21 protein-coding genes and 2 tRNA genes are annotated in these 21240 nt (G+C 39.6%); 8 read left to right on the top strand and 15 right to left on the bottom strand.

Annotated elements, in window-relative coordinates:
* Positions 1-50: 50 nt before the first annotated feature.
* Together B2O97_RS11895 and B2O97_RS11890 are read right to left on the bottom strand one after the other, a co-directional pair.
* Positions 51-890 carry a prephenate dehydrogenase gene (locus B2O97_RS11895; RefSeq protein ID WP_070567840.1) on the bottom strand — a complete coding sequence of 280 codons (840 nt, stop codon included), beginning with the start codon at positions 888-890 and terminating at the stop codon, positions 51-53.
* 131 nt (positions 891-1021) lie between these two features.
* Entirely contained in the window at positions 1022-2182 is a 1161-nt protein-coding gene (locus tag B2O97_RS11890) for a pyridoxal phosphate-dependent aminotransferase (protein ID WP_070567838.1), read from the bottom strand.
* Positions 2183-2447: 265 nt separating this feature from the next.
* On the opposite strand from B2O97_RS11890, the gene B2O97_RS11885 reads away from it, so the two are divergent.
* The 4 genes from B2O97_RS11885 (at position 2448) to B2O97_RS11870 (ending at position 6947) form a co-directional block, all read left to right on the top strand.
* On the top strand, positions 2448-4283 hold the full coding sequence (locus B2O97_RS11885) for an ABC transporter ATP-binding protein (protein WP_070567835.1): 1836 nt from the start codon (positions 2448-2450) through the stop codon (positions 4281-4283).
* A 103-nt stretch (positions 4284-4386) separates the two neighbouring features.
* Positions 4387-5586, top strand: coding sequence for an aminofutalosine synthase MqnE (gene mqnE / locus B2O97_RS11880; RefSeq protein WP_070567833.1), 1200 nt, complete (start codon positions 4387-4389; stop codon positions 5584-5586).
* Positions 5587-5599: 13 nt separating this feature from the next.
* On the top strand, positions 5600-6226 hold the full coding sequence (locus B2O97_RS11875) for a histidine phosphatase family protein (protein WP_070568275.1): 627 nt from the start codon (positions 5600-5602) through the stop codon (positions 6224-6226).
* The gene (locus B2O97_RS11870) at positions 6219-6947 is read left to right on the top strand and encodes a menaquinone biosynthetic enzyme MqnA/MqnD family protein (protein ID WP_070567831.1); all 729 of its coding nucleotides are present in this window, start codon (positions 6219-6221) and stop codon (positions 6945-6947) included. The genes B2O97_RS11875 and B2O97_RS11870 overlap by 8 nt, the downstream gene beginning before the upstream one ends.
* A 184-nt stretch (positions 6948-7131) precedes the next feature.
* Here the strand turns inward: B2O97_RS11870 and B2O97_RS11865 are convergent, their stop codons facing one another.
* From B2O97_RS11865 to B2O97_RS11840, 6 genes are all read right to left on the bottom strand, one after another.
* Positions 7132-8385 (bottom strand): DEAD/DEAH box helicase, encoded by a 1254-nt coding sequence (locus B2O97_RS11865; protein ID WP_236560235.1) that lies wholly within the window; start codon positions 8383-8385, stop codon positions 7132-7134.
* A 237-nt stretch (positions 8386-8622) separates the two neighbouring features.
* Complete coding sequence (gene asnA, locus B2O97_RS11860) at positions 8623-9669, bottom strand: aspartate--ammonia ligase (RefSeq protein ID WP_286767444.1); 1047 nt, start codon at positions 9667-9669, stop codon at positions 8623-8625.
* A 252-nt stretch (positions 9670-9921) separates the two neighbouring features.
* Entirely contained in the window at positions 9922-10248 is a 327-nt protein-coding gene (locus B2O97_RS11855; RefSeq protein WP_046675441.1) for a HesB/IscA family protein, read from the bottom strand.
* Positions 10249-10329: 81 nt separating this feature from the next.
* Complete coding sequence (locus tag B2O97_RS11850) at positions 10330-11508, bottom strand: cysteine desulfurase family protein (protein ID WP_236560233.1); 1179 nt, start codon at positions 11506-11508, stop codon at positions 10330-10332.
* 26 nt (positions 11509-11534) lie between these two features.
* Complete coding sequence (locus B2O97_RS11845) at positions 11535-11960, bottom strand: DUF983 domain-containing protein (RefSeq protein WP_046675442.1); 426 nt, start codon at positions 11958-11960, stop codon at positions 11535-11537.
* Between the two features lie 2 nt (positions 11961-11962).
* Positions 11963-12829: an AraC family transcriptional regulator gene (locus B2O97_RS11840; protein WP_286767443.1), complete on the bottom strand. Its 867-nt coding sequence runs from the start codon at positions 12827-12829 to the stop codon at positions 11963-11965.
* Between the two features lie 145 nt (positions 12830-12974).
* Between B2O97_RS11840 and B2O97_RS11835 the strand changes: the two genes are divergently transcribed.
* Positions 12975-13832: a mechanosensitive ion channel family protein gene (locus tag B2O97_RS11835; RefSeq protein WP_070567825.1), complete on the top strand. Its 858-nt coding sequence runs from the start codon at positions 12975-12977 to the stop codon at positions 13830-13832.
* Here the strand turns inward: B2O97_RS11835 and B2O97_RS11830 are convergent.
* The 6 genes from B2O97_RS11830 to B2O97_RS11805 form a co-directional block, all read right to left on the bottom strand.
* Positions 13829-13987 (bottom strand): hypothetical protein, encoded by a 159-nt coding sequence (locus tag B2O97_RS11830; protein ID WP_172462497.1) that lies wholly within the window; start codon positions 13985-13987, stop codon positions 13829-13831. The two genes, B2O97_RS11835 and B2O97_RS11830, sit on opposite strands and share 4 nt — an antisense overlap.
* The gene (locus B2O97_RS11825; protein ID WP_286767442.1) at positions 13984-14958 is read right to left on the bottom strand and encodes a 2-hydroxyacid dehydrogenase; all 975 of its coding nucleotides are present in this window, start codon (positions 14956-14958) and stop codon (positions 13984-13986) included. Before B2O97_RS11825 ends, B2O97_RS11830 begins: the two co-directional genes overlap by 4 nt.
* Positions 14959-15111: 153 nt before the next feature.
* Complete coding sequence (locus B2O97_RS11820) at positions 15112-16542, bottom strand: serine hydrolase domain-containing protein (protein WP_286767441.1); 1431 nt, start codon at positions 16540-16542, stop codon at positions 15112-15114.
* A gap of 31 nt (positions 16543-16573) precedes the next feature.
* Positions 16574-17314, bottom strand: coding sequence for a LytR/AlgR family response regulator transcription factor (locus tag B2O97_RS11815; protein ID WP_070567819.1), 741 nt, complete (start codon positions 17312-17314; stop codon positions 16574-16576).
* A complete protein-coding gene (locus B2O97_RS11810; protein WP_070567817.1) occupies positions 17307-18353 on the bottom strand; it encodes a sensor histidine kinase in 1047 nt (348 codons plus the stop codon). Before B2O97_RS11810 ends, B2O97_RS11815 begins: the two co-directional genes overlap by 8 nt.
* 3 nt (positions 18354-18356) lie before the next feature.
* Positions 18357-19238: a LiaF transmembrane domain-containing protein gene (locus B2O97_RS11805; RefSeq protein WP_083296035.1), complete on the bottom strand. Its 882-nt coding sequence runs from the start codon at positions 19236-19238 to the stop codon at positions 18357-18359.
* 266 nt (positions 19239-19504) lie between these two features.
* On the opposite strand from B2O97_RS11805, the gene B2O97_RS11800 reads away from it, so the two are divergent.
* On the top strand, positions 19505-19840 hold the full coding sequence (locus tag B2O97_RS11800) for a DUF3276 family protein (RefSeq protein ID WP_070567815.1): 336 nt from the start codon (positions 19505-19507) through the stop codon (positions 19838-19840).
* Between the two features lie 105 nt (positions 19841-19945).
* On the opposite strand, the gene B2O97_RS11795 is transcribed toward B2O97_RS11800, so the two are convergent.
* Positions 19946-20779: an alpha/beta fold hydrolase gene (locus B2O97_RS11795; protein ID WP_070567813.1), complete on the bottom strand. Its 834-nt coding sequence runs from the start codon at positions 20777-20779 to the stop codon at positions 19946-19948.
* Positions 20780-20965: 186 nt separating this feature from the next.
* Between B2O97_RS11795 and B2O97_RS11790 the strand changes: the two genes are divergently transcribed.
* Positions 20966-21039, top strand: a tRNA-Arg gene (locus B2O97_RS11790).
* A gap of 27 nt (positions 21040-21066) precedes the next feature.
* Positions 21067-21140: transfer RNA gene (locus tag B2O97_RS11785), tRNA-Arg, on the top strand.
* Positions 21141-21240: the final 100 nt, after the last annotated feature.

Genomic DNA, 21240 nt, shown 5'->3' with positions numbered 1-21240 from the left:
TAAATTTGAGACAGCTTCTTTTATACCTACTGCTCTAACTAGAGCAGCCTTTATTTAATGATCCTTTTTATCTTATTGGAACGGGTAATCAGTTTGTGCAATTTGTCATAATCCTCCGTGGCAATAGAATCGTGCAGGGATTGAAGCTGCTTGATATGTTCTTCGAGTACTTCGAGTACATTTTCGCGATTTTGCTTGAAAATAGGTGTCCACATATCGGGCGAACTTTTGGCTAGACGTACTGTAGATTCAAATCCCGAGCCTGCCAGCTCAAAGATACGCCCTTGAGATTTCTCTTTTTCCAATACTGTTAAGGCGAGGGCGAAAGAGGTCAGGTGAGAAATGTGGGATACATAAGCCGTATGCACATCATGTTCATCTGCATTCATAAAACAGCTGCGCATCTCCAATTGGTCGGTGATGGCATCGGCAATCTCGAAAGCATCCTCATCCGTTTTAAATGCTTCAACATACACCATCATTTTTCCTTTGAATAAGCCTGCTATTGCAGCTTCGGGTCCCGAATACTCTGTTCCGGCCATGGGATGGGCTGCAACATAACGGCCCCTATTGGGATGATCCTTTATTTTATTCAGAATATTCGTTTTTGTTGATCCCATGTCGATGACAACCTGGTCTGTGACCAGATCCAAGATTTGAGGAACAACATGTAAAATGGCATCAACAGGAATTGTGAGCACCAATACTTTACAGGTCTTAATCGCATCTTCTAAGCTTGCTGTTTCGTCAATGAAGCCGATATGCATCGCTTTATCTAAGTTCTTTTGACTCTTATCTACACCGATTATTTTGTCGCAGAATTTTGTTTCTTTTAGGCGAATGGCAACTGAGCCGCCGATCAAGCCTACGCCTACAATGGCAATGTTCATATATAAACAATTATATTAAGCGTATTTTTGTTCAAATGTTATACATCGAACGCTTCATACCCTGGTTGTTTGTTGATTAATTATTCTATCGATAATTTCAAAGCAGTTAAGCTGCGCCGAAATCGAATGTGTTAGAAATTATCTTTAATACGTTGGATTGATTCTTTGAGTACCTCTACCGTAGCACAGAGACTGATGCGTATATATTGATCGCCTTTATCTCCAAAAATTCCACCCGGTGTAATAAATACCCGTGATCTCTCCAAAACAGCATCACTCAGGGCATAGCCATCCTCGTATTTCTCCGGAATACGCGCCCATACAAATAGACCTACTTGGTCTTTTTGATAAGCACAGTCCAGCAAATCCATGATCTCATAAACCTGTTGGCGCCGTTCCGCATAAATTTTGTTTAGATCAGCATACCAGGAGGCATCAAGTTGTAAGGCTTTCGCCGCGGCCAGCTGAACAGGTAAAAACATGCCTGAGTCCATGTTGCTTTTGAAACGAAGCACTTGGTTTATACGTTCTTCGGCACCCACGAGCACACCAATTCGCCATCCCGCCATATTGGAAGATTTGCTCAGCGAATTCAATTCAATAGCCACATCTTTGGCGCCTGGTATACTCATAATGCTTTTTGGCGTATCTGTCAAAATAAAGCTATATGGGTTATCGTGGCAAATCAGGATATTATGCTCTTTGGCAAATTGAATCAGCTCTTGGTAAAATGCATCGGGTGCGGAGGCACCTGTTGGCATATGGGGATAGTTTATCCACATTAGTTTAACCTTTGACAAGTCTTGTTTTTTGAGCTCATTTAAATCAATAAGCCAATTTTGCTCTTGTGTAAGATTATAGGTAATCGCTTCAGCACCACTCAGCCGCACTGCGGCCGCATAAGCAGGGTAGCCAGGATTAGGTATAAGTGCCTGATCCCCTTCCTGCAGGTAGGTCATACAGATATGCACAATGCCTTCTTTTGACCCAATTAAGGGTAATATTTCGGTATTGGGATTAAAAGTCGCGTTATAATAACGTTGATACCAATCTGCAACGGCTTGTCGTAGGGCAGGTGCGCCTTTATAGTTTTGATAGCCATGCACATTTGGAAGTTGGGCATTCGTATTTAATGTCTCGATCACCTCCGGATGCGGGGGTAAGTCTGGACTTCCAATTCCTAGGTTGATTACACGCGCTCCCTGTTTGTTCAACTCATCTATTTCTCTTAATTTTTTGGAGAAATAATATTCTTCAGTGTGCTGCAATCTTTTGGCAACGTCTATTTGCATTTTATTTTAATAAATTTGGTATTTGAATAAGGCTAAATTAGGGAATTATCTATTAAAAGGAGATTTTTTTATCGATTTTTCAAGCTGAACAAGCTGAATGCTTTATTCTTGCGATGCAACAATTTTATAGTCCCCTGCCAGGATATGTGCTTTTCTTGATTAATTTGTTATTTTTGTTCAATTTCCTCGTCAAAAATCTGGAAGTTAGAGGAGAGACCGACGAATTACTTTTGATGTAAAAGTAATTTGTCTTAGTTCAACATAAATGAAAACATATTTTAGGCTCTTATCGTTTGCTAAACCCATTGAGAAATTTGCAATCCCCTATGTAATTTGCACGCTGATCACGGTTGTTTTTAGCACGTTGAATTTGGCATTACTTGCTCCTTTACTCCATACACTTTTTAAAACCGGAAAAGAGGCTTGTGAAGCAGCTATTGAAGTCGTGAAACCTGAAGCGTACACAGATATTTTAGCTTGGTTCAATTACTATGCATCGATGGCAAATGAGCAGTTTGGTGCCTATGGCGCATTGCAAAGGGTCTGTATTGCAATTGTGATCTCCGTATTTATCAGTAATCTGTTTCGCTACTTCTGTCAACGCATTATGGAGAATTTCCGTATTCATACTTTGCTCAAATTGCGTAGAGCGGTATTTGACAGTGTAATGGATTTACATGTCGGTTATTTTACAGGACAACGAAAAGGAGATATTGTTTCTAAAGTTGCGTCTGATGTACAGGTCGTGCAGTATTCTGTGACGGGTACTTTACAGGTGGTTTTTAAAGAGCCCTTGCAATTGATCGCTTATATCGTGATGCTTTTTAATATCTCTGCGCAATTGACATTCTTTTCACTCTTGGTCATTCCCGTCTCTGCATTTTTTATTTCTAGAATCGTTAAGAATCTTAAAAGCCAAGCGCATGCGGCACAGGAATCGTATGGAAATATGATTTCCTATTTGGACGAAGCATTGTCTGGAATAAAAATTATCAAAGCTTTCAATGCCGTTTCATTTATTAAGAACAGGTTTCATAATGAGAACGAACGTTACGCCAATATCGGTCGTGCTATGGCTAAAAGACAACAGTTAAGTTCACCTGTGTCCGAATTGCTGGGGGTAATTATGGTGGCTATTATTCTTTTGTATGGCGGCCATTTGGTGCTTTCAGGTGACAAGAGTTTAACGGCGCCCGCATTTATTGCCTATATCGCTATTTTTTCACAGGTGATGCGTCCGGCAAAGGCGTTAACAGATTCTTTCAGCGGTATTCATAATGGTCTTGCTGCGGGTGAGCGTGTATTGGAACTTATCGATGAACGGACGGAAGTGAAAGATCGCGCCGACGCGAAGCTTGTGAAAAGCTTTGAGAAGAATATTGTCTTTAATCAGGTGAATTTTTCGTATACCAAAGATAAAGAGATTCTACAGAACATCGATTTGACTATAGAAAAAGGGAAGATTATTGCGTTGGTGGGACCTTCAGGTGGGGGAAAATCAACTTTAGTTGATTTAATTCCGCGTTTTATGGACGTCACTGGGGGGCAAATTTTGTTTGACGGTATTGATTTACGGGATTTAGACCAGGATTCTTTACGGGACATGATCGGTGTCGTTAATCAAGAGTCCATTTTGTTTAATGATACGATCTTCAATAATATTGCATTTGCTAATCTTTCGGCCAGTCAAGAGGAAGTAGAAGCCGCTGCACGGATTGCGAATGCGCATGAATTTATTGTGAAAACGGAACAGGGGTATCAGACCAACATAGGTGATAGGGGCGGTAAATTATCTGGTGGCCAACGTCAGCGGATCTGTATTGCACGAGCTGTCTTGAAGAATCCACCGATCATGCTTCTTGATGAGGCGACTTCTGCTTTAGATACCGAATCTGAAAAATTGGTGCAGGACTCCTTATATAAATTAATGGACAATAGAACAACGGTTGTTATTGCCCATCGTTTAAGTACCATTCAGAATGCGGATAAAATTGTGGTTATTGAAGCAGGAAAGATCGTAGAAGCAGGTAGCCATAGTGAGCTGATACAGCAAGAAGGATTATACCGTAAATTAATCGAAATGCAACAATTTACAGATTAGGCTCCTTTTCTAAGAGCTATGTCAAATTAGTTGTTGTCACATTTTTTATTATAACTTTTGTTGCCTTTTCGGTACATTTGATTTAAGATAGGAGATACATTTAATGAACGCAATAGATAAATTGAATTTCTTGATTAACGATAAGAATTTAGCTGTCGAATTGAGAGATATAGCGGAGAAAGTTTTGCGAGAGGAGCGTATCACTTTTGAGGACGGCGTACTTTTGTATGAGAAAGGTGAGTTAGGCTACCTTGGTGTGCTTGCTAACTATATTCGCGAGAAACGCCATGGTGATCATACTTTTTTCAATCGTAATTTTCACATCGAGCCGACTAACGTCTGTGTCTATGACTGTAAGTTCTGTTCGTATTCCCGCTTAATAAAAGAACGGGCTGAAGGTTGGGAGATGGAAGTCGACGGCATGATGGATATTGTGAAAAAGTACGACAAGGAGGCTGTTACTGAAGTTCATATCACCGGAGGGGTTGTTCCTAAGCAGAACCTCGAATTTTATGCCGATTTTTTTCGCAAATGTAAAGCACATCGTCCCGAGTTGCATATCAAAGGACTTACACCTGTAGAGTATTACTATATTTTCAAGAAAGCAAAATTGAGCCATTACGACGGATTGAAGTATCTGCAATCCTGCGGATTAGATTCTATGCCGGGCGGTGGTGCGGAAATCTTTCATCCAGAAGTCAGAGAGCAGATTGCACATGATAAATGCACAGCCGAACAATGGCTGGATATTCATGAGCAGGCGCATAAGCTGGGCATGCATACCAATGCAACCATGCTGTACGGCCATATAGAGCAGTTTTGGCATCGTGTCGATCACATGGAGCGCTTAAGACAGCTACAGGATAAGACTGGCGGTTTTCAGACCTTTATTCCACTAAAATTTAGAAACAAGGAGAATCAAATGTCTCATATTCCGGAGGTATCCGTTATTGAAGACCTCAGGAATTACGCGATCGCTCGAATTTACATGGATAATTTTGATCATATTAAAGCTTATTGGGCAATGATATCGAGAGATACGGCCCAGTTGTCCTTGGCTTTTGGGGTCGATGATATAGACGGAACACTGGATGATACGACAAAAATATACAGCATGGCAGGAGCAGAAGAGCAAAAACCAGGGATGACCACACAAGAGGTTGTTGAGCTAATAAAAAATGTTGGACGCCATCCGATTGAAAGAGATACCCTCTACAATGTGGTAACCGATTATAATGATGTTGTTTTTGATCAAGTTGATCAAAAGAAAAGCTATTACGCATTACCTGTTGTCAATTCATAACTCATATCGCACGTTGAAAAAGACATTTTATTTTATACGACACGGACAGACTGATCTAAATTTAAGAGGTATTGTGCAGGGGCGGGGTGTTAATTCCCCACTCAATAAAATGGGCATAGCTCAAGCTCAGGCTTTCTTTGATCGCTACAATACGGTGCCTTTTGATAAGATATATACCTCCACTTTATTGCGTACTCATCAAACTGTACAGGGGTTCATTGATTTGGATTTACCTTGGGAACAGCTTGTTGGTTTGGATGAAATAAGCTGGGGAGTTTATGAAGGAAAAGAACAAACACCGGAGTTGCTAGCTGGTTTTGAAAAATTGGTCGCAGCATGGCGCAATGGAGAATTGGATGTCAGTATCGAAAACGGAGAGTCTCCTCATGAATTAATGGCGCGTCAACAAGTCGCCTTGGATCATATGCTCGCTCAGACAGATGAAAAAAACATATTAGTCTGTATGCACGGTCGTGCTTTACGGATTATGCTTTGTCTAATGACTGGTGTCGATGCCCGTTATATGGATGATTTCCCGCATACAAATACTGCTTTATATAAATTGCTTTATGATAATGGTCAATTTGAGATTGTAGACCATTACAATACCGCACACTTAGAAGCATTGATAAATGAATAAAATTAGAGTTTCTGCCGTATCGTATACCAATACTTATCCATTTTTGAATGGAATACGTAAATCGAAAGTGATGGAGCAAATCGACTTGAGCGTCGATTATCCAAGTGCCTGTGCACAGAAAGTAATCGACGATCAAGCTGATATCGGGATTATACCGACAGCTGCCTTATTAAGTCTACCCGAGTACTATATTAATACCGATTTTTGTATCGGCACGGAAGGTGCTGTCGATTCTGTCTTTATTTTTGCCAATAAACCCATTGAAGAGGTAAAAACTTTACGTTTAGATAAGCAATCGCGCACTTCAAATGGTTTAGCACGTGTATTGATAAAAAATTATTGGAAAAAGGATGTAGAATTGGTCACTGATGAATCTATAGAGCCAGATGCCTATGTTTTAATTGGGGATCGTACTTTCGGTAAGAAGAATGCAGTACCCTATGTTTATGATTTGGGGGAAGAATGGTTTAACTTCACCGGATTACCTTTCGCTTTTGCCTTATGGGTAAGTAACAAAAAACTTCCCGACTCTTTTGTAGAGGAATTCAATGAAGCTTTAGCGTATGGCGTTGAACATGCAACCGATGTGATAGCCGGTCTCCCAGAATTTGAGGACTTTGATTATACCAAATATCTGACAGAGCATCTTAATTTCCATTTGACAGCCAAGAAGCGCGAAGCTGTGCAATTGTATCTCCGGTATTTAAAAGAATTGGATTAACCTGGGGGCGCTTGGCCTGAACAGGAACGATGACATACCCTGAAAAATTTTAAATCAGAATCGCCAGGTAAGCCTTACACGGTATTGTGAAGGCTTACCTGGCGATTGATTTCCAAAGAAGAAAATACAAGAATTGAAGCCACCGTTTTACACTTGAATTCCAATTAACCAATGTTTTGGACCTTTAAGTACGTCCAATTTTTACTTTACGTCCTTTGATTTTTTGCCCATTTGCCTTGTTGATAATAAAAGGAGCAAGCTTTCTTTTAACGGCGACATAAGCGACCTTATCTTTCACTTCTATTATACCAATGTCGTCTTTTTCAACACCTTCCAAATGCAGGAGAAAACCTACAATGTCAATTTTATTGACTTTGTCTTTTCTTCCAGCACTAACATAAAGTGTGGCGAAAGGTGAATTTTCAGGAAGATCATAGTATTCGGGAAATTCCTCTTCAGGTATTTCCTCCGCTATATAGGGATACGCTTCTTCCGGCTTTAAGATGACATAGACATCACCCTTTGCCTGCATACGCGCAGTACGTCCATTGCGATGAATAAAGCCATCTTCTTTATGCGGTAGCTGATAATGAATAATGGCATCAACTTCGGGGATATCCAGCCCTCTTGCAGCCAAATCGGTCGTGATCAAAACATTGTTGGAATGATTACGGAATTTGAGAAGCGCCAGTTCACGATCTTGCTGTTCAAGTCCGCCATGAAAGGTGTCGTGAATAATATTGCGATTATCCAGTAGTTCGCTGATGTGATCGACGGCATCGCGATGGTTACAGAAGATAATCATTTTTTTCGTCCCAATCTTGCAGATAAGTTTTAGTAGTGCCTCCAATTTCTTTTGAACAGGGGCAACTACTTTTTTAATTGTAATGCGGGGTATATTTTGTGAATTATTCAAAAAATCGACAAGAATAGGCTCCTCTATCTGTGTAAAAGGCGGAATTGCATCCATCATCGTTGCAGAAGTCAATATCCGCGATCTGATGGCCGGTATATGTCGAATAATAAAATCCATTTGTTGCTGAAATCCCAGTTCCAACGATTTATCAAATTCGTCTAGCACGAGGGTATGAATACCGGAAGGATCAAAATTTCCTTCTTCGATATGTTGTTTTATGCGTCCTGGAGTTCCTATAATAATTCCGGGAGCATCCTTGAATTCATTTTTTTCAATACGGGTACTATGACCGCCATAGGCACAGGTGACTTTGTGGCCAGTGGCTACCTTGCGAAGCACTTGCTCTATCTGTAAGGCCAGTTCGCGGGTCGGCACTAAGATCAGTACTTGAACCTCCCGAACGATTTCCTTCAGTTGCTCTAAAATGAGCAATGAAAAGGCCAAGGTTTTGCCAGATCCTGTGGGTGAAAGTAAGATGAAATCATGATCTTTTTGGTACGATTCCACTACTTTTTCTTGCATCTCATTTAAGGATGAGATACCTAATTTATTTAAAATAGCTTCTAGCTGCATTCAGCAAAAATACAAAATACCGCTATTTTGAAAGGAACAAACTCGAATGAAAATTTTTTAGGCATTTTGTAATTAAAAAAACAAGGTAATCAGTCTATAAAAGATGATTACCTTGCCTTGATTTTTATCGGTATACTGAAACACGCGGTATAGTTGCCGAGTTATTAATTTTCCATAAGTATTGTTTTATAGGATATCAATACCTTCTTGTCTTAATGTTTCTTTTTTGTCCTCTTCCCAGATACTGACTTGAACTTCTCCAATATGTTGTTTTTTGAGCATAAACATACAGACACGGGATTGTCCGATTCCACCGCCCATAGATTCCGGTAATTGATCATTGAGAAGCATGCTATGGAAAGTCAGTTTGGATTTTTCAGTGCAATTTCTGATTTCCATTTGATGTGCCAAAGCGGTTTTATCGACGCGAATCCCCATGGAAGAAAGCTCAAAGGCTGAATTTAAGATGGGGTTCCATACGAGAATATCTCCATTCAATCCTTTGTGTCCAGCCTCATTTGCAGTACTCCAATCGTCGTAGTCTGCTGCGCGACCATCGTGTGCAACACCATTGCTGAGTGCCCCGCCGATACCATATAAAAATACTGCACCATATTCTTTTGTGATGGTATTTTCACGTTCTTTTGCAGTTAGATTAGGATATTTTTGCAGAAGTTCTTCTGCTGCAATAAATGTAATGGTTTCTGGAAGAATAGCTTTTATCTGTGGATACTTGCTTTCAACCTGTTGTTCTGTATAGCGTAATGCATCGTAAATTTTTAATACGGTATCTTTCAGTAAGGCCAAAGTACGTTGATCTTTATCGATTACTTTTTCCCAATCCCATTGGTCTACATATATCGAATGAATAGGGGTGTAATCTTCATCAGGACGCAGTGCTTTCATGTCTGTCACGATGCCTTCCCCGGGTAACATTTCAAGTTCTTTTAAACGGACTCTTTTCCATTTTGCCAATGAATGTACGACGACAGCCCTTTTTTCATTCAATGATTTAATCGGAAATGATACCGGGCGCTCAATTCCATTTAAGTCATCATTTAATCCTGTGCCGTCTAAAACCACCAAAGGCGATGAGATCGGAATTAAATTTAATTCTTTCTTTAGTTGTTGGACAAATGTATCTTTAACGAAGCTGATAGCAACTTCGGTATTTAAAAGTTTTCTTCCCTCCATATGAGTTAAATGAAATACCATGTGCGGATTGATACGCATGGTTTTATTTTTTATTCAGTTATTTCCTACAAAAGTATGAAAATATCACTGGTTAATCTGTTTGGTTGTGATTTTTAATATTTATCCATTAAAAAGTTGAAAAAATAAAAAAATTCTAACAAAATGAAGGTAGGTCAATATTTAATTATAAAACTAATAATTTGTTGGTGCAACTAAAAGTGTTTGGTTACTTACTAAAAGAGCCCTGAATATTTCAGGGCTCTTTTATTTATGGTGGATCGACGTGATTGATTAAACGGAGAAACTTTCGCCGCATGCACAGGTCCGGCTCGCATTAGGGTTATGGAATTCAAAACCTTTTCCGTTCAAACCATCGGAATAATCCAGTTCTGTACCTGCTAGGTATAAAAACGATTTTATATCCAAACAGACTTTCACGCCTTTATCTTCGAAAAATTGATCACCTTTTTTTTCTTCGTTATCGAAGTTCAGCTTATAACTCAAGCCCGAACAACCGCCACTTTCCACAGCAACACGCACAAAGTAATTGCTGTCATATTGCTCATCCTTCATGATTTCCTCGATACGAGTTTTTGCTTTGTCAGTAACTGTAATCATAGTAATATCCTTTGTATAGCACAAAGATACATACAATCTTGTTATATTTCGCCTGTTATAAAGTTTTTAGAATGTCATAAATTAATCGATCAGGCCAGCTTTGAAAAGTTGCCAGATGGGGGATTGATCGCGGATTTTGCGAACCGCATCTGTGACCAATTGAGCGCATTGTATAATATCCTCTTGAGTCGTAAATATGCTTAAGCTAAAGCGAATGGCCGATAATGCATCTTCTTTGGAAACATTCATAGCCATTAAAACATGGGACGGTTCTCTGGATCCGGTTACACAGGCTGAGCCCGAGGAAAGGGCCAAAGCAGGACAGGCAGTCATTATTTCGCTGGCTAGGATGTGTTTAAAACTGATGTAACTGGTGTTGGGTAGGCGGGGCACATTTTTTCCATGAATGATGATTTCAGGAATATCACTTAAAAGTTCTTCCAATAGATCGCGGTTTCGTTCGACCGTATGATAAGATGTTGGTTTAAGCAGAGACAGGGCTTTTCCAAAGCCGACGATAGCTGGAACGTTGTACGTACCGCCTCTAAATCCGCTTTCCTGACCACCGCCTACAATCAGCGGAGTAATCTGTATCGGCTTCGATTTGCGACGGATGTATAAGGCACCGACTCCCTTCGGGCCATGAAGTTTATGCGCGCTCAGGCATAAAAGGTCAATCGGGACTTTTTGTAGATCAATGTTGATTTTTCCAATAGCCTGCGTAGCGTCACAGAAAAATAAGATGTCTTTCTCCTTACAAATAGTGGCGATTTGAGTTAGCGATGTGCATACTCCTGTCTCGTTATTGGCAGCCATGATGCAAACGAGTATGGTCTGGGAGCTCATCGCATTTTTTAAATCGTCTATACGAATCATGCCTTGTGCATCGACGGGGAGATAGCTGATCTGCGCTCCTTTTTTCGTCAGTTGTTCACAGCAGCTTAATACAGCTTTGTGTTCTGTTGAAACGGTGATAATATGATTTCCCTTGGATTGATATTTGTCAAATATGCCACAGATTACGGTATTAATACTTTCTGTTGCACCTGAATTGAAAAATAGTTCTTTTGGTGAACAATTCAGTGCTTCAGCTATTTGCGCTCTAGCCAGTTGGACGGCGGCATTGGCTTCACGCCCCATTTGGTGATAGACACTCGATGCATTCGCATAGTTTTGGATGAAGTAGGGCGTCATGGTATTCCATACCTCATCCAAAATTCGCGTTGTTGCGTTGTTGTCCAAATAAATCATATCCTTCATCAGGATAAAGATAAGGATAATGAAGGTTATGCTGAAGCCTTCACATCAACTTCCTTTTTTTTGACATTTGGATCATATCTCAAGCCCGGGGTCAACCAATACATCAGTATGATACGGGAATAACGGTAGTTGAATGGCGACATTAAAACAACGCTCATGATAGCAACGGTTGCATAGAGTATAAAAGAAGAATCATTGCCTGTCAGGATATAGGTTGCCATACAAGCCGTAACCATTTCTGCAATGGAGAACGCATAGGTAACATACATGGCACCATAAAAATAACCTGGCTCACGCTCGTAACGAAGTCCACAGTATTCGCAATGGCTATTCATTTTTTGTACTTTAAGACCATAGGCAGGACCTTGGTACACATGGCCGATCCGGCATCTTGGACATTTCGCTTGCCATGCAGCTTTAAATTCAGATAATTCGTATTTAACCTCTTCCATAGTTATAGTTGTTTTCTGAACTCTTCTGGTGTGAGCCCAGCGGATTTTTTGAAAAATTTAGTAAAGTATGAGTTGTCATTGAATTGCAGCTCATCTGCAATCTCATTGATATTTAAGTTTCGATTGACCAATAGTCGCTTCGCTTCGAGTACAATCCGGTTTCGTATAATTTCACCTGCTGATTGTCCGATGTAGGATTTGCAGATCGCATTCAGATGATTGGGTGTAATAAATAACTGATCTGCGTACACACTGGGCAATTTGGTAGATCTGAATTGCTGTTCAACCAATTGCTGAAAACTATTGAATATTTTGTGATTATATGGCGTACTGTGCTCTTGATGATCTTTTTCTGTAGAAATTGAGATATACAATATAAATTGGAGCAGAAGTGTACGGATATAGTCTTCCGATTGACCTGCCGCTTTTGCGGAAGCAATTTGTTCAAGAATGTGAATAGCCTGCTTGCGAAATTGTTCCGCAATAACAAAAATAAGCTGCTCAATTTTACCCTGTAAGAAGCTGAAGCGTTCCAGGTAATCGGTTCTTAAGAGAAAAGACTGAAAATAGTCAATGGAAAAATTGACAACATAGCCTTCTTCGTCACCTGTAAAGTTCCAGGTATGAACTTGACCTGGTACCATAAAATAGATTTGATAAGGTTCAATGTTGTAATGATTGAAATCAATAATGTGTTCTCCTGAGCCCCTGGTGAATAGCACAAAATGGAAAAAATTATGTTTGTGAGGAAATACCATATCCTGATGCTTGATGATATATTCTTTTAGATCATCAATATGAATCGTTGTTTTGTTATTGAGATCAATGCTACAACTATCAATAATCGGAATGGTATTTTTTCTATTCATATAGCAAAATTACGCTAAATATTCTTTTAACAGTGGTGTTTATTTGGTCTTTTATGGTGTTTTTCAATGATTTTTATATTTTGATACGGTATACGATATGTTGGAACAATCCTTGTGCCTAGAGGTTTAAAATATATTTTACAACATGGAAAGTAATTTAAATAGTTTGGGGAGTAGATTTGGTCGTTTGACCGATATTGTCATTGAGTCTATTCCGGGGATTATAGGTGGAATTATCCTATTGATTCTTGGGAAATATGTGATCAATTTTGTAGATCGCTTATTACATAAACGTTTCGAAAAGAAGAATGTAGATCCCTCTATTCGGGCATTTATCTCCAGTATTGTAAAGATCGTCATGTGGGTGATGTTGCTCCTCACCGTCGCAAGTCAGATTGGAATACAGACAACTTCTTTTATTGCTGCTTTATCCGCCTTTGGGTTGGCCGTTGGTATGGCGCTGCAGGGAAGTCTGAGTAATTTTGCCGGCGGAGTGCTGATTTTGATGTTTAGACCATTTGAGGTAGGGGATTCCATCTCGAGTGCAAATGGTACCGCAGGTACTGTAGAGAGGATTGATATCTTGTATTCCACTTTAATAGGCGATGATGGTGTACGTGTTTTTAGCCCAAATGGCCCTTTGGCCAATTCGGTTATTAAAAACTATACGAAAATTGTGCAACGCATGTTTGAATATACCATCAGTATCTCTTATGATAAAAATGTGAAAGAAGCGAAAGATATTATATTAAGAGTTCTCCGTTCGAATGAAAATGTGTTGACAACTCCAGAGCCAACTGTTTTTATCAAAGAATTGGGAGACAGTGCCATGGTTTTAACCGTTCGTGCGTGGACGAAAAGAGAGCATTATGTCGCTGCTCGAAACTCAATGCAGGAAAAGATTATGTTGGAGCTGGAAAGGAACGATATTAGTTTATCTTCCAATCCGACACAGATTAGCATTGTTTCGAATTCAAGCGACCTAGGGACTGCAAAAGCTTAGTCCTGATCTGTTCCCAAGGCGTGTAAAAGGACAAAGTACCGGTAGGCAATGATAGCCTGCTGGTACTTTTTTAATTTCAAGGGATCCATCTTACCATATTTTGGTAAGATGGCTTTATTTAAGCTGTTTAAAATCTGAAAAAATCTTCGTTTCATTGATATACCTCTTTATTGATAATCTGCGGCATTTTTTCGCCTTTAATTGCTGCCAGTAAGTTACTGGCGGCCATCATTGCCATATTATCCCGCGTTTCTTCTGTAGCAGACCCGATGTGTGGCAGTACACAGACATTTTCCATATTTAACAGTGGATTTTTCGGATCCATCGGTTCAGGATTTGTCACATCAAGTCCGGCACCCCATAGTTGGCCAGTCTCTAGAGCTTCTGTTAGATCTATTTCATTGACCAATCCGCCTCTGGCGGTATTAATCAATATAGCGGAGTTTTTCATGCGCGCAAATGTCATTTTGTCAAACCGGTTTTTAGTCTCCGCTGTCAACGCGGCATGGATTGAAAGGACATCGCTCCGCGTGAGCAGATCGTCGAAATTCACATATCGTGCGCCAAGAATTTGCTCTGCTTCCTCATTACGGCTCCGATTGTAATAGATAATATCCATGTTATACGCTGCTTTGGCTTTTCTCGCGAATTCAAAGCCAATTCGTCCCAGTCCATAAATACCCAGTATTTTGTTGTTGAGCTCGATGCCTAGGTTTGCCGTTGGATCAAAACCTTTCCATTCGCCCTGCAAAATTCTCTTGTGGTTGAAAAATGCCTTCCGCGATACCGATAGCATTAAAAGGAATGCGACATCAGCTGTTGCTCCCGAAAGTATGCCTGGCGTATTGCTTACAGGTATTCCATGCTGTGTTGCGGCAGCGATATCCACATTGTCATAGCCGACACTCATGAGGGATAGGGCTTTAAGGTTTGGGCAGTTTTGGAAAAAATTAGCATCAAACTTTTGCATCCCACCATTCAGCACGTAATCAGCCTGTTGGCTCGCTTCGATAAGCTGCCTTTCGGATAGGGGATCAGCTGAATCGTGTATCGTTAGATCGTGACCGGCAGATTTTAATAAATCTATACCTTTTTGTGGTATTTTTTTAGTGATAAATATCTTCATGCAAATAGCTGTTCTTTAGCTTTCTTGTGATTGATTTTGGTAAACCAATTTGTGTTTTCTTCTAGTCAAAATTAATGATCACTCATCGCTATAACAACAAAAAAAACCATATTGTTGTTTCAATATGGCTCATTATTCTCTATTTTTTGAACTTTATTTTTTACGGAGTATGTAATCTAAAATAGCTTTACCCTTATCATCGGCAGAGATGGCAGAATTGGACAAGATGATAACGCCACTTTTTTTATCGGGCGATAAGGCTAGATAGGAGCTGCTTCCGGCAGTTCCGCCATTGTGCCAATAGACCGTTAGGTCGTCAATCAGGTTCATATGCCATGCGAGTCCCAAGTCGGTGTCTGGAGGCAGAAAAAAAGTAAACAATCTGGTGTTTGCCATGGCGTTTTCCAATGGGGTCTGCGGCATCTTGAATTGCGCATTCGCAAATTTAAGCAGATCCTCAAGAGTCGATTTTAATCCGCCAGCGGGACCAAAAGCGTCAAACGACCAGGGAATTACTTCTTGACCATCTTTGTTGTATACTTTAAAGGTATCTTTTCTTTTAGGATCCAATACCTGAAAGGTATTACTCATTTCGAGTGGCTTGCAGATGATGTCTTTTACAAGCTGATCATAGCTTTTTTTATAGATACTGCATATAATGTCTCCTAATACGGCGTAACCAAGGTTGCTGTACTCATACTCTTCACCTGGTTTCTTGTTATTTTTAAAGCTTTCGAGGAAACTATAAAGTGCTTTTTTATCGTATGTTTTGTAAGGATCGTTTTCGTTAAATCCTTTGACTTTGTCGAGATTGTCAGGAAGTCTTGGTAAGCCAGAGGTATGATTGGCCAACATTTGAAACGTTATTTTTGAAAGTTCTTCATTTTTCTTGAGTGTATCAGGAAGAAATAGCGCAATAGGCTGATCTAAGGTTATCGTTCCTTCTTCGACAAGATTTGACAAAAGTATAGCGGTAAAAACTTTACTTAACGAACCAATTTCATAGGTAGACGTTTTTGTAGGCGCTGTTTGGTTGCCTTTGGCAGTCTCACCATAGAAATAGCTTTTTGTTTGTCCATTCTTTAGAATGCCAATTGCAAGTGATTGCGTATTTTGTTGTTTCAAATAAGCATTTGCAACAGAATCGACAAAAAGGTCGTCATTATCGACTGATTTCTGTGTGGCAGGTACCACAATAGTTTTTTCAACTTGAGGCTTGATTGCCAGAGGAGTGAATTTTAATGTATTGAATTTTAAGGTTGTGTCCGTTGCAAAAAGAACCTCATACGATTGGCTGTCGAAGTCCATCTGATAGGTTGCAAGCCCTTTTTTAAACTCTTTTATGGTTGAGCATTTTACCCTTCCTAAGGGATAGAGTTCCTGTAGTACTTGCGTGAATTTGGCTAAGCTAAATTGTTGTTTGAAGGTGTCACTGGCCAAATTATAGGCGGAGTCTGTCATCTGGGAATTGATAAAAAATTCCAGCTTATTGTAAACTCCTTTATTTATCTGTTCTGCAGGATTCGTTTGGGCAAAGGAGTAAGATGTGATGCCCAGCAATACTATTGTAATAAAATGTTTCATAACGATTGATGGGCACAAATCTACGGAATGTTTAAATTCCAATCAATTGTTTTAATCGGGCATAGCCTGATTTACTGATATTGAGCTTTTCGCCTGATGTCAGTGCAGCAATATACGAATCCTTTTCATAAGGTTCCAATTTGGCCAACTGATCCACTTTAATGATAAAAGATCGGTGTATACGGACAAATTGATTCGGATCCAAAGATTTTTCAAAAAATGCCATTGTTTTATTTTTCAGGTACATGCCATCTTTGGTATGAATTTTAACATAGTCGTCATAAGACTCCAGGTATTTGACGGTATCAATCGGAATAATCTTGATCTGGGTGCCTGTTTTGACAACAATACGGTCGATTTTTGTTTCGTCCTGCGCTGTAAGCACTTCGTAGTTGGGTTGAACTTTTTTCTCAGGTGCGGAGTAGCTTGCTCTGAATTTTTCTAAAGCTTTTTTGAAACGTGTTGGTGATACTGGTTTTAATAGGTAATCCAAGGCGTTCTTTTCGAAAGCTTTCAAGGCGTATTCGTCAAAAGCGGTCGTAAAGATGACCGCCGGAGGGTCGTCAACGAGTTCAAGCATTTCAAATCCGGTCAATTTGGGCATTTGTACGTCCAGAAAAATTAAATCCGGTTCGTGCGTATGGATAGCCTTAACAGCTTCAAAGCCATCACCACATTCCGCCACAATGGATATATCGGCTTCATTTTTTAGGTAACCCGCAATAATGGAGCGTGCAAGGGGTTCATCATCGATAATTACGACTTTAATCATATTGAGGTATTTTTAGGGTGCTAATAAATATGTTGTCCTGAATTTGAGTTTCCAGTAGATCATTTCTTCCATAAAGGAGATATAATCTGCGTTGAATACTCGATAGTCCAAATCCAGTGCCTTTTTTTGGTTTTGACTGTTCTTCGGTATCGAATGGGTTGGTAATCTGGATCAGCAGTTGGCCATCATTCGAATGGCATTTTATTTTAATTTCTACTTGATCCGTTACATTATATAACCCGTGTTTAATCGCATTCTCCACCAGTGGCTGAATAATCATGGCAGGCAATCTATTGTTAAAAATTTCTTCTGAAGAAGAGATGGATGTATTGAGTCGATGACCGAAGCGTACTTTTTCAATATCGAGATAAAGTTGAAGGTGATCGAGTTCTTCTTCAAGTGTGATAATTTGATTATTTTCTTTTCTTAGTGTTCCTCTTAAAAAGTCCGATAGCTGGAACGTCATGTTTCGGGCTTCATCCGGATTGGCGCCAATAAGTGCTATAATTGAATTGAGGCTATTGAAGAGGAAATGAGGCTGTAACTGTTGTCTTAGATTATACAGTTCGGCTTCCCGAAGTAAATTTTCGGATTCCTGCTTCCGTTTGATATTGTTAATATTGTCTTCCTGAATATTCCAGACAATGTTGATAATGGCAACAGAAGTCAAAATGAGGAAGTTAACGATGCCCCGATAAGGTAATGTTAAGTCCAGCAATGGGGTAAAGGTCGATTGGATAAAGTAACTCATCAAGAATCGGCTTAATGCGATGCTTATTGCGCCCATGATTAAACCGATGATGAGTACTTTCCAAATCTCCCGGGGTTGTGGGGTGTAGAAATTGAGTGCTGATGACATGCCATAGCAGCAAAACATCATCACCATACTGTTTATAAATGAATCCTTGAATGCAAGTTGCTGATCAAATCCAGAACGAAGCATCAATAGGTATTGTAATGCAAGATATCCGATAAATACGGATACACAGATAATGCCAATTAGTCGACTTTTAACACTGAGGAACAGCTTGCTTTTCATCTATTAAGCATTTTTTATGGTTAAATTACCTAAAATACAGGTGCCTGTTATATAGATTTTTTTATCTGTATCGGGGTTATAAATCGTTTGGAACCGACGGTCATCGACAGAGCCTAAGACCGAGGCGACGTTACTAAATACTGTCCAATGTGGGGGGATAATTATACGTGCGCTGCCAAACAATTGGAACGTATCGATCACAATTGGCTGCTGAATATCTGCTTTTGTTAAATCTAGCTCTACGCTTCCAAATACATTGGTCAAATTGCCCCCTCTAAAGTTTTTGGAATAAATGACTTTCTTTTGGCCCGCAAAGATGCTGTTCAGATTGAGGTTGTCCTCAAATGACTGGTGAAAGGAACCTTTCTCTTTGTCGCCAAAAGCCTGCTGATTAGGCGAGGCTTGTTGGCTTGAACCGTATTGTTCATTAAATGGTCTTGATTCCTGATCCGTAATGTTGCTCTCAGTTGCGCCCTCTACAGGTACACTGACTCGCTTATCCCAGTCGTAAGAGCCTTGTGGCGGATTAGGGTAAGTTGGGGGAACCATCGGCGGTTTCCTTTTGCTCATGATAAAGTAGATCCCGAGCGAAATGATGATGATAGGGACCGTTACAGAACCAAAGTCTGTACGCATCATTCTTGAAATAAGGCTCGCTCCGCCTATGATCAATAGGATAATTGCCGATTTTTTCTGGAATTGGGAATTTATGCCAATGACCAATCCAATAATGATTAATATCGTTTGCCAGCCAAATAACCAATCCGGAAACCAGCTTCCTAAATTGAGGTTATTCAATAATAAGAATATACCTACGATGATCACAATCGCTCCTACAATATTGCGGCTATTATTGCTGTTTGGTATGATGGGTTCTTTTTCCATAATGTTTTTACTATTTATGACTCAAAGATAGAGGCACAAATATATTCTACATATTTGCTTTAGGTAATACAACTTATATTTTCGGTAAATGTAATGATTTCGTCGGTAAAAAATCTTGTTGTTTAATTTTTATCTAGCCTATGTTAGGAAGGGGAACTGCCATTTTTATGCGTAATTGTCTTTTTTTTAATATTATTTGGTGTATTAAAATGAATTATTATATATTTATCAAAGATTAAGATTACTTTAAACTTAAATAACAACCAATGGGAGATTTTGAAAACAAAGAACGTGAAGAAGTTTTTTCAAAAAAGGTGAGAGCAGGTAAGCGTACTTATTTTTTTGATGTAAAAGCAACTCGATCGAACGATTACTACATTACTATCACAGAAAGCAAGAAACGCTTTGAGGATGGCCAGTTTATTAAGCATAAGATTTTCTTATATAAAGAAGATTTTGAAAAGTTCGCTGAGGGTTTGACAGATGTAGTTAATTACATCAAGTCTAATCAGGAAGTAATCGAGAAACGTTATGAGCCTAACTTTGATGATGCATACGCTGAAGAAGCGGGTGTTCGGTCAAAAGATGATTTTTCGTTCTAGTATTGTAGAGCGAAATCTGAATGAAAGAAAGAAATAAAAGCCACTGACGTGGCTTTTTTTGTTGTTTTTTATATCCGATGTTGCACTTGGCGACCAAAGTGATGGTTACAATGGTATATTTCGCAGGAAATCATTTAGCACGGCATTGAATTTTTCGGGTTCCTCGAGATTCGGCAAGTGCCCGGATTCTTCAAACTCCATATAGCGGACGTCGGGTATATTTTCGATAAGGATATTTGTTTGTTCTTCGCTCATCATCTTGTCGTGTTTCCCTTTTATAATCAGTGTTGGGATAATAATGGTCTTCAACGAATGGGTTGTATCTGTTCGTGAAGCAAGAGCAAGTTGTGTCGCACAAATGCTGGCGACTTCATTTCTGCGAATACAGCTTTTGATGAGTTCAACAGCTTCGGGGTTTTCACGGATTGTTTTATCGTGAAATACATTCGCGATAAAGCCAATGGCAAACGGTCTTCTGCCATATTTTAATAGCGCCTGAATGGAATCAAAACGCTTTTGTTTGCTTTTGTTGTCGTCGGAAAGGGAATTCGTGTCACAGAGGATAAGTCCTTTGAGTTGTTGGCCGATCAGTTCATAGGTCCTGAGTGCAATGTAGCCGCCCATAGAAATTCCACAAAGGACGACATGATTGAGGTCGAGTTTACGAATAAATTCCACTAGATCTTTGGCAAAAACATCGACGGAGAAAAAACCATGTCCATTGGTGCTTAGTCCATGTCCGCGAACATCAATGGCGATGCCTGTATAATCTTCGTCGAGTTGCAGGAGCTGCTGTTTCCACGTGTTTTTGTTGAAGGGAAAACCATGGATGAAAATGACTGTTTTTGGAGCGGGGTATAATTTGCTGGGGCGAATATAATAGGAGATACTGATATCTCCGATGCGAATTTTACTGAGTTTTAATTCTCTTTTGCTCATGAATGCTAACATTTGTCCGTGTCTGAAAAAAAAGTTGATATTTTAAATATAATATTATCAACGAGATAAAAGAAATGTTGTTGTATAAAGTTTAAAAAAGAGAAAAAATGTTTGTTAAATCGATAAATATAACGATATTTGCATCACCAAAACGGAAAAGGATAACAGATTTGTTTTGGTTGCCTAGCGCTCCTAGCTCAATTGGATAGAGCATCTGACTACGAATCAGAAGGTTAGGGGTTCGACTCCCTTGGTGCGCACGAATACAGGTTCTGTATCTTAAAAAGGCATTCCTAGCTCAATTGGATAGAGCATCTGACTACGAATCAGAAGGTTAGGGGTTCGACTCCCTTGGAGTGCACAAAGAAAAGCCAGTCAATTTGATTGGCTTTTTTGTTTTTAGTAACGTTGTTGCAAAGCTGTCGATGGTAAAGGGAACGGATCAAGCAGACTTCTTGGGG

Origin of the sequence: Sphingobacterium sp. UBA865, assembly GCF_002295765.1 — a bacterium.
GTDB lineage: Bacteria > Bacteroidota > Bacteroidia > Sphingobacteriales > Sphingobacteriaceae > Sphingobacterium > Sphingobacterium multivorum.
The sequence above is the reverse complement of the archived record's forward strand: the minus strand, read 5'-3'. Positions and strand labels throughout refer to the sequence as shown.